General features: G+C 59.5%; 9 protein-coding genes. 3 read left to right on the plus strand and 6 right to left on the minus strand.

All coding sequences use genetic code 11. The features are described 5' to 3' along the window. Window positions 1–168: 168 nt before the first annotated feature. Both Q0X28_RS02375 and mycP read left to right on the plus strand, forming a co-directional pair. Entirely contained in the window at window positions 169–1569 is a 1401-nt protein-coding gene (locus Q0X28_RS02375) for a hypothetical protein (protein ID WP_298576117.1), read from the plus strand. A 105-nt stretch (window positions 1570–1674) separates the two neighbouring features. Continuing rightward, window positions 1675–3054, plus strand: coding sequence for a type VII secretion-associated serine protease mycosin (gene mycP / locus Q0X28_RS02380; RefSeq protein WP_296238916.1), 1380 nt, complete (start codon window positions 1675–1677; stop codon window positions 3052–3054). Here the strand turns inward: mycP and Q0X28_RS02385 are convergent. Further along, entirely contained in the window at window positions 3014–4186 is a 1173-nt protein-coding gene (locus Q0X28_RS02385) for a type VII secretion protein EccB (RefSeq protein WP_298576121.1), read from the minus strand. The genes mycP and Q0X28_RS02385 overlap by 41 nt on opposite strands. A 91-nt stretch (window positions 4187–4277) precedes the next feature. Here Q0X28_RS02385 and Q0X28_RS02390 point away from each other — a divergent pair, with 91 nt between their 5' ends. Continuing rightward, a complete protein-coding gene (locus Q0X28_RS02390; RefSeq protein WP_298576125.1) occupies window positions 4278–5525 on the plus strand; it encodes a hypothetical protein in 1248 nt (415 codons plus the stop codon). 69 nt (window positions 5526–5594) lie between these two features. Here Q0X28_RS02390 and Q0X28_RS02395 read toward each other — a convergent pair whose 3' ends face one another. The 5 genes from Q0X28_RS02395 to Q0X28_RS02415 all read right to left on the minus strand — a co-directional run bounded on the left by Q0X28_RS02395 (window position 5595) and on the right by Q0X28_RS02415 (window position 12027). Beyond that, entirely contained in the window at window positions 5595–8888 is a 3294-nt protein-coding gene (locus Q0X28_RS02395) for a family 20 glycosylhydrolase (RefSeq protein ID WP_298576127.1), read from the minus strand. A 17-nt stretch (window positions 8889–8905) separates the two neighbouring features. Continuing rightward, entirely contained in the window at window positions 8906–9754 is an 849-nt protein-coding gene (gene truA, locus Q0X28_RS02400; RefSeq protein ID WP_296238907.1) for a tRNA pseudouridine(38-40) synthase TruA, read from the minus strand. Window positions 9755–9864: 110 nt separating this feature from the next. Beyond that, window positions 9865–10044, minus strand: coding sequence for a hypothetical protein (locus Q0X28_RS02405; protein WP_296238906.1), 180 nt, complete (start codon window positions 10042–10044; stop codon window positions 9865–9867). Window positions 10045–10264: 220 nt separating this feature from the next. Further along, window positions 10265–10972: a 50S ribosomal protein L17 gene (gene rplQ, locus Q0X28_RS02410; RefSeq protein ID WP_296238903.1), complete on the minus strand. Its 708-nt coding sequence runs from the start codon at window positions 10970–10972 to the stop codon at window positions 10265–10267. A 29-nt stretch (window positions 10973–11001) separates the two neighbouring features. Continuing rightward, window positions 11002–12027, minus strand: coding sequence for a DNA-directed RNA polymerase subunit alpha (locus Q0X28_RS02415; protein ID WP_298576134.1), 1026 nt, complete (start codon window positions 12025–12027; stop codon window positions 11002–11004). Window positions 12028–12092 lie beyond the last annotated feature (65 nt).

The raw sequence follows: 12092 nt of genomic DNA on the forward strand, positions 1-12092 counted from the left end.
CCCGAAAAATTGTCATCTAGCTGCAGAAATAGTGTGGAAAAAGATTGTTAAAGAAAAAGTAGCGCATCCGCTAACAGCCACGATCGGTTATTGATAGGGAGCTAACAGTGTGCCCGGGTTCGCTCCCCGGCACCTACCACCATCGTCTGGGACGACAAGGAGACCATCGTGGTCGCTCTCCGTGTTATCGTGCACACCCCCTATGAGCGGGTAGCTCTCTCCATCCCCTCAACCCTCTACCCCTCAGAGGCCACCTTCTTTGTGCAATTTCTTCTCCAGCAGCACCACAGCTTGGACCCAGTGGACACCGACTCTCCCCAGTACGTTGATATCGTCAGCTCCTCCCCCTGGCAGCTGGCCCACCTCACCAACGGAGTACTGAGAGAAGACCGAAGCCTCTACGACAATGGAATCCGTGACGGCGACGTCCTCCTCTTTGACCGAGACCTTACCCCAGAACCCGTCACAACCTCCGCAATCACCAGTGGCCCACAGTCACTAACCGACAAAGAACGACTCAACGAATTGCAACATACCAGCCGCTATATGAGCCTCGGTACCGTCGCCCTATGGGTACTCGGATGCGTCATTGCGGCAGCCTTCCCCAGCTGGTGGAGCTTCGGCGGCGTGTTCGGCAGCCTCGCACTCCTCTTCGCCTTCACTATGCTCGTCATCTTCCGCCGAGGGCGGGACGACGCTCCCCTTCTAGGATGGTCCGCGCTCATCATGGCAGGGGCGGGAGGCATGGCCCTGCCCGGCACCACCTTTGACCTCAGTTGGCCCACTCGTATCCTCATCGCCGTCAGCTGTATCGTCGTCACCTTAGTGTTCTGCCACCTCATCGGCACCACTTCGCTCAAACAAGAGCCTTTCGCAGCCCTAATGAGCGTTCTCATCCTCCTTATAGTGGGTCTCACCCTAGTCGAATATGCGCGAGTACCGGCACGGAGCATCGCCGCCGGGGGAATGATTCTGGCCGCTATTCTGCTCCTGGCTGCCCCACGTCTAGCACTCTGGATGGCACGAGTGAAGATTCCGCTGACGGCACTCATCGATGTAGATCTGCCTCTCCTCCCCCAGGCAGCCATCGATGCGGCTCTCAATAAAAAAATTCAACGCGCTCGCTGGCTGCAAGCGGTCCTTACTCTCACCGGAGCGTTCTTCAGTATTGTCTGCACCGTTCCCCTATTAGGTTGGCCCTGGTCCGAGCCCTATGATCCTCCTAACCCCTGGCAGTGGATTCTCCTCGTCCTGCTCGTCGTGAGCCTGCTCAGTACCGCACTCCACGCCGTCTACCGCACCCAGGTGGGGTGGATTTTGGGATCGCTGCTGGCCATCACTGCGCTGGTAGCTGTCCTGGTCGCTGCTATGACACTTCCCCTCGTGGGACTCGTCCTTGTCCTGGTCTGCTTGCTCATCGTCAGTTCACTCTGGCTCTGGGCGACCCAATGGAACCTCACCCCCATTGCCCAGAAGATTCTTGATGTCATCGAATCGGTGCTCCTTGCCATCATCTTCCCCATTGGCATCGTGGCGACCGGGCTAGTGTCGCTCCTCCTCACCCTCTAGCCCCGCAGGTGCCGGTAGTTCACACCAGAAAGCCTCCACCAGCACCCCTCTCCTTGTTATCCGCCGTGGAGTCTCCGACAGCCCCACTCGTCTGAATGCGAGAGAATGCCCCCTTCCCGACTTACCCCAGCCGCGCTGCTCGCCACCTGTCTGACCTTCATTCTCAGCAGTGGGCTTGCTACCCCCGCCCACGCCGAGAATTACCATGCCCCTGTGGTCGACAGCTCACTGCTCCCCAGTGGGTCCATCCACGTGCGAGTTGCCCAGACGTCCCCCTGCGTCACCCCTATTGCCTCCCCCAATCTGACAAACCACATGCGCACCCAACAATTCCACCCGTTGGTCGATGCGCGCCCCATCTGGCACCTCACCAAAGGCGAGGGACAAACTGTCGCCATCATCGACACCGGTATCAACCCCCACGGACGGCTCCACAACCTTCACGGCCTCGGAGACTTCGACCCCCACCACAACGGCCTCCTCGACTGCGACCAGCACGGCACTTTTGTGGCAGGTGTGCTAGCTGCCCAACCCGCCGACGATGGTTTCGCCGGTGTGGCCCCCGGCGTACGCATCCTCTCCATCCGACAAGCCTCCGGGCACTATGGAGTCTTCCCCGACCCTCCCCGGAACATGCCACCCCAGCTGCGCCAGCACTACCAAGAGCGTCCGGAAGGTAACCCGGGCAACGTGGTCACTCTGGCAAAGGCCGTCCGAATGGCAGCCGATGCAGGCGCTACCGTCATCAACATTTCCCAAGCGGCCTGCCGCCCCTTCGGCATGGACCTCGGTGACGGGCCCCTCGGCGCCGCCCTTCACTATGCGGTACACGTACGAGATGCTGTCGTCGTCACCGCTGCCGGCAACCTCACCCAGGCCTGCCGTACCCAAAACGCCATCCATACCGTCACCTCTGCTGCCGTCCCGCAATCGGATGTCGTTACGGTCGTCTCTCCCGCCCACTTCGACGATCTCGTCCTCACCGTCGGGTCAGTTGCACAAGACGGGCGGCCCTCCGAATTCTCTGTCGCCGGCCCATGGGTCGACATTGCCGCGCCCGGGGAGGAAATCGTCTCCGTAAGCACACACGGTCTCATCGACGCCGTGCGCACCGAAGACGGGCAGATCAACGAACTGCAGGGAACAAGTTTCGCGACCCCCTTCGTCAGCGGTGTCGTTGCACTTGTCCGGTCCCAACACCCCGACTGGAACGCCTACACCGTGATGGAACATGTCAAGCGCACGGCCCGCCCCGTCGCGGGTGGGCGGAACACACAGCTGGGGTACGGCATTGTTGACCCCATTGCAGCAGTCTCAACCACCAGTGCAGTGACACAAGGCGGTGGACAGGGGCTGCCATTCCGAGAACGTCCAGCAGCCGTCCACCACACTGTATTCTCTGCCATCCTGGGTACCTTTGCAGCGGCTGGACTGCTCTTCGGAATTAGCCGGTGGCGGCGGCGTTATCGCTCGAACCAGGCTTAGCCAGATACGGCCCAGTACTCAGCTGGGAAATCATTGCCCAGGGCAGTGGCATAGCCTCCGACCCCAAACCCAACGTATCTAGGGTCTCCCGCTGGGTACCGAAACGGACACCGTCATCCCCCACAACCCACACGTCCGCCTGGCGCTGGGCTGCTTCCTCGGACTCGTCCAAGGCCGACTGCACGGCACCGCCTCCCACCAAAGGTGCGGCAAAACCAACTACCGTCCGCCGACCCACCAACAGGAAGGCATCAACTCGGTCACCATCATTATCCTGCTGCGCCACATCGGTGGCTTGCTTCCACTCCTTATTGAGGTCGCCCGCGCGCAGTGAAAGACGCGGCTCTGCCTCCCCCGGCTTCACCCGCCACACGGCACACAGGGACGTCTCTCCCGTATCCGCCGGTAACGTACTCGGCTTAGTGCTCGGCATTTCCACCAGGGAGTTTAGGAGAGCCCCCGACACAACGCGGGCGCCCTTCCGCAAAGCATCGCTCCGCGTCATCCCCCGCACCTCCCGCCGATGCCCCTGCTCCAGCAACCACACATCCTCATCGTGCACTGCCAGCATGGATACCGGGTGAAGTTTGTCCAGCGCAGACTCTGTCACCGCTCCTAACAGCATGGTCGAACGCACCTTGAAGAACCTATCCGTGGTGGGCTCGGCGTAGTCACACATCGCCCATGTTTGGCCGCTTTCCCCTACCCTGCCGGCGTCCTCGGGGAGCGCACGTGGCCCCTGCGCGATGCCCAACGGAACCCCTTGCGGTACCTTGGAAATGTCTTTATCGGTGACCATTATGGGGCTAGCGGCGTTCCCCAACACCAGCCGAGCCGCCGCAATGCCCGAAACGGGATGCAGACGGCCATCCTTCATGACATACATCTGCCCGGAGTTTTTACTGAGAACGAGATCATTTCCAGCCGCTCCTCGCGACGGTGAAATTAAGGCGACAACTGCCACCACCACAAGCACCAAAACCATCAGGATGACACCCGCAATAAGGGACTTTGACCTGCGCGAGGGGACTTCCTCATCCCACTTCCACGACTGATCCGGCATCCCTGCTTGCAGGTGTTTAATGATGAAGCTGTAGGCGTTAATGCGCGCCCGAGATTGTTCCTGGCCCATAAAGTAGCTCTCCCACGGTTAGCGATCGACCAGTACCATACAGATCGTTCCGTCCCGTGGGGGATGCTACTTTACGCGCAGAAGGGTAGATATGGCCACCACAAGCAGCACGAATATGCCATTGATCTCGGCAAACATCGACCAGAATGAGGCCGCCACAATTCTTGAAAACGGTGATCATTGTCTGGGCTGGGCGCTGCGCCTCCAACCCACCTCGGAACACTGTTACAGCGAGTCCGTCTCCCTCGAAATTGAACATATTCTGCGCCATCATCCCAACTCCCTCCTCACCGTCCTCACCCTCTACAATCGCACCCTCTATGGCGGCAACAACGGTAGCTCCCAGCTCACCTGGGAAGACCAAGACGTCCAGATCTCCATCAGCTACCGGCTGCCCTCCCCCGCCAATATGCTCGCCCACCCTACCGCTCTCGACGACCTGCAACAAGCCATGCGAGACGACCGCCAAGCAGTCTTCACCTGGGCGCACCATGCACACTGGCATGCCTCCTCCCTCCCCTGGGAAAAAACGTTGCAAACCGCCCGCGAGTGGGAAAACGTGGGAATCTTCCACCGTCCCCAAACGCTCCGCACGAACAACTACCAGCTAGGCTCCTACGCCCCCACTACTACCGAGTCCCCTAAACTCCGCATTGCCAACCGTGTCTGGTGGGATGAAGTGTCCCAATGCTTCATGGTGACAGAGTGCTCTTACCATGACTTCAGTGTGACACCCGACTACGAGAGTGACCCACTGGAAATGTCCCATCAGCTCATCCGCAACCACTGCCCGTGCCAACACTGGATCCTCCCCACTCCCCTCAGCAGCATCCTTATCGGTGTCGATGACGGAAACACCCCTGCAGCTGTCAACCTCCAGTTCGGTAACCGCATGGCGATGGTGCACGCCTACGATGAAGCCAGCGCCACCTGGCACCCCTTGCTCTTCAACACATGCCTGCGGGCTGCCGCTGCCGGCCTCCGCGCCTACGTCGCTACCCACAACCCCGAACCGTGGATCAAGCTGCGCACCTATGTAGGGCGCCAACAGCTCACGTTCCTGGAAGACGCTCACGAGGACCAGTATCCCCGTCAACTCCTTTTTTGGGACTACCCAGAACCCCCCACCTACGATGTGATGAACCGCTATTCCTCGGTCGGAACCGTGGTGTGGACGCGCCTCGAATCCATGGCGCAGTGCGCGACTCTTTTCCCCACCTACGTGGTGGAGTGCCTGTGGCCAGATACCCCCCAGCACCATGTGGAGCGCTACACCGGGGTGCTGCATCGGCACGGCGACAAACGCCACATCCGCTGCGTCGCCGACCGCCCACAGTAGAAGGCGAACCTGCGGAGGAGATTAACCAGCACTGGCAGAGGTAACTAACCCCGTCGGCGGGAGAGGCCACTAAGGGACTCGACTATAGGGGGCATCCCCAATGAGGTCGTGTTGTTGCCGAAACACCACCAACGAAACTGGCGTCACTGGATTCCACACTTTCGCAGCCATAGCCCGCAGCCGCAGATACACCCCATCGGCTACCTGTTGTTCTGTCTCCACTTCTGGATGATCCGTCCAGATGGAGAAACACCCACCCCGCACCCACTCCGGGCTAGGTACACCATAGTACTGGCGGTCACCTGCCGGTGAGTGCACTGTAGCGCCGGGCTGCCAGGGGAAGTCCCCGGGCACCCAACTATAAATGCGCTGCACCGTGGGACGGTCGTAGTACCACAGGCCAGGGTATGTGAGGTTGTAGTAAAAGGCATGATCGTTGTAGTTGATGATCTTGTGGCCGTGCTCGCGCACCGTCTTTACAGACGGGGCATTCTCATTCGCCATCGTCCAGTAAGCGACATCAATCGCGGGGTTGAGCGTTTCCGTGGTTCCCTTCCAGTACAGGGCATCATTCCATACCCGCACATCCGTCTTCCCTAACGCCTTCACAACTGCATACTGCTGGTTGAGGAAATACATGAATCCGTCAAAAATCGTTGCTTTCTCCCCCGCTGCCGCGTGTTTCTTGGCATAGGCCAGGAGCTTCGGAAAACGCTGGGTAATGCCCTCTGCTCCGCCATTGGGGTAAAACACCTCGTCCCCTCCCATATGGAGTTTCGTGGAGGGAAACAGCGGGAGGAGCTCGCTCAGCAGATCATTGAGATAGGCAACAGCCTGCGGATTGGAGTAGTCGAGGATCTTCATCCCCTCATCAGTGGAGGCAGCACGGAAACGTGGGTGGTAGATTAGTGCGGCACGGAAATGCCCCGGCATATCAAAACTAGGGACAATCTCCACATGGTACCGCTGTGCATAGGCGATGATGTCCCGTAACTCCGCCTGGGTGATGTAGCGGCCCAGCATCACCTCTGGATGGCGCTTGGACTCCAGCCGGAACCCCTCATTTTCGGAAAAGTGCAACTCCAGCTCGTTCATTTTGAGGTAGCTCATACGGCGGATCTGCTGTTTGAACCATCGCGGGGAAAAGTATTTCCGGCCGGCGTCAACATTGAGAGCGCGCACTGGCTTGGCTGGATAATCGACAATTTCGCCGGTCTGTACGAAGCCACTTGCTCGGAGCCCCTGGAGAAGAGTGCGAGTGCCCCAAAAGATGCCGGCATGTGTTGGACCGGTAATAGTGACGCGTCCATCAACAGTGCGGATACGGTACGCCTCCGGGTTTCCGGATGTTCCTGCGACGTCACCTCGTTGAAGGCGCACATCACCTTCCTGCGCACTCGCAGGTCCCCCGTCAGGCGCCTGCACCACCGGCATACGATAGCCCGTCACCTGAGATAGCTCGGATGCCACCAACTGGGCGTCTTTCCACAGTTGTGACCCGCGAGAGGCCTGGCTGCGTGATACCACCACCCGCTTCAGCTGGTAGCTTTTCACTCTGCCGTCGACGTCCAGCATCAGGGTGGTAGGGCGCGGCATAACAGCCCGATATCCCGCTAGCTGACGTGACTCTGGCTGGGGGTTAGGCGGTTCACCAATCTGACGGTGCTCCAGGCGGAACCTGACCACGGAGGTTGTCGGCTGGCTTTTCCACATCTTGGCGGCAAAGGCGCGCAGCCGCTCATTAACCCCCTGAGAGACACTCTCTTGGGTGGCAACATCCGGTTTATCGCACCAGACGGAGAAAGCCCCACCCGTGATCCAACTGGGGCTGGGTTCTTGCCAGTACTGCCGCTCCTCCTGACCGCGGAGGATAGTCGTTCCAGGACGCTGCGGGAGCACACCTGGTGCCCAGGAGTAGATCTTGCTGACGGACGGCTTCAGGTAATAGCCCTGGCCAGGAGTCGTCAGCGTGTAGTAGAGGTAGTCGCCATTAAAGTTGATGATCTTGTGGCCGTGGCGGCGGATCTCCGCCACCGACTGCCAGGCTTTAGACCACGCAGACCAGTAGGTGATGGTGATGCGCGGGTCGAGGGACTCGGTAGTGCCGTCCCAGTAGAGGGCGTCGTTCCAGGCACGGATATCTGTTTTCCCTAGTGAGCGCAGATAGTCGTTGATCTGGTTGAGGAAGTAGGTGTATCCATCCAGGATAGTTGCAGACTGACCGGCCTTGGCGTGCCGCCGTGCGTAGGCCAGTAGCTGTGGAAAGTTCCGCCCCATTTGGTTGAGGGTGCTGTCCAGGTCGAACACCTCGTCGCCACCCAGATGCCAGGTTGTGGAGGGGAATAGGACAGTGTATTCCGAGAGAAGGCTCTTAATGAAGGCCATCGCCTTAGGGTCGGCATAGTTGAGGATCTTCTGTCCCTCGGGGGTTTGCGACGCACGGTACTGGGGAAAGTGATTCAGAAGCACTCTCATATGTCCTGGTACATCAAATGCGGGCACAATCTCCACATGGTAGCGCTCTGCGTACGCAATGATGTCCCGCAGCTGTGCCTTGGTGATGTACTGCTTCGACATGAGCTGCGGGTACTGAGTGGATTCGAGCCGGAACCCCTCATTTTCGGAGAAGTGGTACTGGAGCTCATTGAGTTTGACGTAGCTCATCCGTCGGATGTGTTCTTTGAACCAGTCAGGGGAGAAATACTTCCGTCCAGCGTCCACATGGAAAATACGGTGCGTTTTGGATGGCCAGTCGACGACTATTCCGGCCGGGGCGCTCCCTCGTGCAGCAAGACTCTGTAGCAGCGTCCGGGTACCGTAGAACAATCCGCGCGCTGTAGGGGCTTGGATCTCCGCCCAAACACCTAGCTGCATGCGGTACCCTTCAGCTGCGCGTGCGCCGGTAATCCCCGGAGCTGGCTTTAGCCGCAGCACGATGTCACCGCGTCGATAACGGGTGCTGAAAACGACGGGGAGACGTTTCATATCCTTCCACCCGTAGACGATGGGAAGTTCCTGAGCCACCAACTGGGCATCTCGTCGCACCACATGAGGAGCACCTGGTGCAAGCACAATACGGGACTCTTCCGTGGCGTAGAACGGGAGGCTACCGATATGTGGGGTGTAGCGCTGTACCTCGGGGATGGAGGTGAAGGTGGTGAGATGAGTGGCACGATCGAGACGCGGAGTCTTTCGAGTGGCCTGGTGGATTGTGGTTCCTACCACTGCGGTAGCAGTGATGTCGGCTGCCGGAGCGGCGTGTGCCGTCACGGAACTGGTAGTGATGAGTCCTACCAGTAAGGCCAGGGAACTCATCATAGACATGGCTTTACGCCAGGAAGTTACACGCAGAAATTTTCCCATGGCCCAAGTTTATGGGCTTAGTCGCACTCGCAGGCTTCTCTCATGCCACGGGTTTGCCGCTGTCGCGCCGCCAACTCACTGTCGGCTGGATAGTCAACCTGATAGAGACAGAGACCGTGTGCGTCCGCTACCGGGACCTGCGGATTCCGCGATCCGGGCCCTAATAAAGAGGCTGGCCAGTCGACTGGTTTGCGCCCGTCGCCTACCAGAAACAATGCCCCTACCAGGCTTCGCACCATAGACCAGCAGAACGCATCAGCAGTCACATATGCCTCGAGTACCGGGCCGAGGGGTTCATCGCACCATTCCCAGTCGAATCGTTGCAGGTCTCGAATGGTGGTGGAGCCTTCGCGGTAGCGGCAGAAGGCCGAAAAGTCGTTAAGCCCAAGCAGGCGCTGGCTTGCCTCTTGCATCCGCGCGCGGTCGAGCGGTCGATGCCAGGAGGCTGTGTCGCGTGCCCGCAGTGGGTTTGCGCCGAAAGGCTGGTTGGCGACTCGGTACACATAGTGCCGGCGGAGGGCGGAGAAGCGGGCATCGAAGTCAGCGGGGGCTTCGACCACACGAGTTATGGTGACATCTGAGGGAAGCAGACGGGCGAGGCGTCGTACTAGCCGTGTCGGGTCGCCGGCAAGCGAGCGGGTATCCAGGCGATCCCGCGGGATGTCGACGTGGGCGACCTGACCGGTGGCGTGGACGCCGGCGTCGGTCCGCCCCGCTACGGTGAGGTGAAGGGGGCTTTGCAACACCAGTTCCAAAGCGCGGGTTACTTCTCCGCAGACGGTGCGTTGATGTGGTTGGATGGCCCATCCGGAGAAGTCAGTGCCGTCATAGGCGATGTCGAGACGCAGCCGCATGATGTTATCCATACTCCTCCTGTCGGACGGGGCGCGGATGGGTGGTACGCAACATGGTAACGATAGTAATCCACCCCCGTACTGTGCAGCGACGGGGGTGGCGGAATCAGGGTTGTGGGTAGTTATAGGCTAGTGCGGTAAGCACCGGGCTCATCTGCAAGGAGGGGCTTGGTGGGCGACTGGCCGAAACCGCGGTAATCCATCACTGGGCTTTCCGGCTTCACATATTCTTTGACGAGGAGGGAGCCGATGCTCATCAGCAGAGCGACCAGGCCGACAGTGCTGAACGTTTTCTTTGCCATAATGTTTATCCTTCCGATTTCACCGAACTTCACTAGGGATATTACTCAAAATCGCTATCGCGGGAGCTTTGTTCGGACGAGTTTGCTGCCCGGTTTCTGAAGTGGTGGGGAAACGTGGTGGCAAAGGCAAAAAAGTGCCCCTGTTCAATAGAACAGGGGCACTTTTCATGTTGGTGTCGGGGTAGTGGTACCCCGCGCAGCAGCGGAAGCTGTAGTGCTACTACTTCTGCTGGGACTTGGGCTTCTCGTAGCCGGCAGCCTCTGCATCTTCTTCGGTGGCGAACCAGATTTCGGCAATGGTGCGGTCATAGAAGCTGGAGCCCGGAACGTGGTACTTCTTGGAGTTGGCGTTGCCCTTAATAGGGAAGCCCTCCGGAGCCTCGTTCGGATCCTCGAGCGGTGCGTGGGCACCGGCGGGGAGCTCGGTCTCAGCAGCGTCAGCGGCGGGAGCAGCCTCAGCGGTCTTCTCCTCGGCAGCGGCCTGGTCGGCGTCCTTCTTCGCAGCCTTTTCCTCATCGGCCTTCTTAGAGGCGGCGACGCGGGTGGCGCGAGAGGCTTCTGCAGCAGCGGTGGACTCGGTTACGAGGGAGATCTGCGCCATGGGGGCGTTGTCACCCTTGCGGTTCTCGAGCTTGATGATGCGGGTGTAACCACCGTTACGCTCGGCGAACATCGGGCCGATTTCTTCGAAAAGCGTGGCCAGTACGTCCTTGTTACGGATCATCTTGGCAGCATTGCGGCGGGCAGCGAGGGAGCCGTCCTTGGCCTTGGTGATGAGCTTTTCGGCGTAGGGGCGAAGGTTCTTAGCCTTCGTCTCAGTGGTGGTGATTGCACCATGCTCGAACAGCTGGGAGGCCATGTTGGCCAGGATCTTTTCCTGGTGGGAGGCCGAGCCGCCGAGTCGGTTACCCTTCTTGGGTTTTGGCATGATTTTCTCCTGTTAAGGGGTTGGCGAGACTAAAGCTGTTCGGTCTCGGAGTAAGCGTCAGCACCCCAGCCGTTGCCGTCCTGGTCATAGCCGTCCAGCATCGTGGCATCGAAGTTGGGGTCGGCATCCTTGAGGGTAAGACCCAGCTCAGCAAGCTTGAGCTGAACTTCCACGATGGACTTCTGACCGAAGTTTCGGATATCCAGCAGGTCGGATTCCGTGCGGGCAACCAGCTCACCAACGGTGTGGATGCCTTCGCGCTTCAGGCAGTTGTAAGAGCGGACAGTGAGATCGAGGTCGTCGATCGGCATGGAGTATGCCGCAATGTGATCGTGCTCGACGGGGGAAGGCCCAAGCTCGATACCTTCGGCTTCGGTGTTGAGCTCACGGCACAGGCCGAAGAGTTCAACCAGAGTGGTTCCGGCGGAAGCAAGTGCATCGCGGGCGGCGATGGAGTTCTTGGTTTCCACGTCGATAACCAGCTTGTCGAAGTCGGTACGCTGCTCAACGCGGGTGGCCTCAACCTTGTAGGACACCTTCAGCACCGGAGAGTAGATCGCGTCCATGGGGATGCGACCAATCTCGACGCCCTGCACCTTGGTGTCGGGGGCGGGCACGTAGCCGCGACCGCGCTCAACGACCAATTCCATGTCCAGCTTGCCCTTTTCGGACAGGGTGGCGATGTGGAGGTCAGGGTTGTGGATGGTAACGCCGGCGGGCGGAACGATGTCCGCACCGGTAACCTCACCCGGTCCCTGCTTGCGCAGGTACATGGTGACGGGCTCGTCATCCTCGGAAGACACAACGAGGTGCTTCAGGTTCAGGACGATTTCCGTAACGTCTTCTGTCACACCAGTAATGGTGGAGAACTCGTGGAGGACACCATCAATACGAACTGACGTGACCGCTGCACCCGGAATGGAGGACAGCAGGGCACGGCGCAACGAATTACCAATGGTGTAGCCGAAACCAGGCTCAAGGGGTTCGATGGTGAAGCGCGAGCGGCTTTCGGTGACGAACTCCTCGTGTAGGGTGGGGCGCTGAGAGATCAGCATGGGGGTTTCTCCTTACGGGCGACCGCTATATGACGCCCATTGAGGGATGATCACTAATGCGATCG

Source organism: uncultured Lawsonella sp., from assembly GCF_947252745.1.
Classification (GTDB): domain Bacteria; phylum Actinomycetota; class Actinomycetes; order Mycobacteriales; family Mycobacteriaceae; genus Lawsonella.

Excerpts from the sequence above, each read along its gene's own strand:
- rplQ (WP_296238903.1), bottom strand. The coding sequence starts at position 10,972 with ATGCCAAAACCCAAGAAGGGTAACCGACTCGGCGGCTCGGCCTCCCAC.
- Q0X28_RS02415 (WP_298576134.1), bottom strand. The coding sequence starts at position 12,027 with ATGCTGATCTCTCAGCGCCCCACCCTACACGAGGAGTTCGTCACCGAA.
- truA (WP_296238907.1), bottom strand. The coding sequence starts at position 9,754 with ATGGATAACATCATGCGGCTGCGTCTCGACATCGCCTATGACGGCACT.
- Q0X28_RS02405 (WP_296238906.1), bottom strand. The coding sequence starts at position 10,044 with ATGGCAAAGAAAACGTTCAGCACTGTCGGCCTGGTCGCTCTGCTGATG.
- Q0X28_RS02395 (WP_298576127.1), bottom strand. The coding sequence starts at position 8,888 with ATGGGAAAATTTCTGCGTGTAACTTCCTGGCGTAAAGCCATGTCTATG.
- Q0X28_RS02385 (WP_298576121.1), bottom strand. The coding sequence starts at position 4,186 with ATGGGCCAGGAACAATCTCGGGCGCGCATTAACGCCTACAGCTTCATC.
- mycP (WP_296238916.1), top strand. The coding sequence starts at position 1,675 with ATGCCCCCTTCCCGACTTACCCCAGCCGCGCTGCTCGCCACCTGTCTG.
- Q0X28_RS02390 (WP_298576125.1), top strand. The coding sequence starts at position 4,278 with ATGGCCACCACAAGCAGCACGAATATGCCATTGATCTCGGCAAACATC.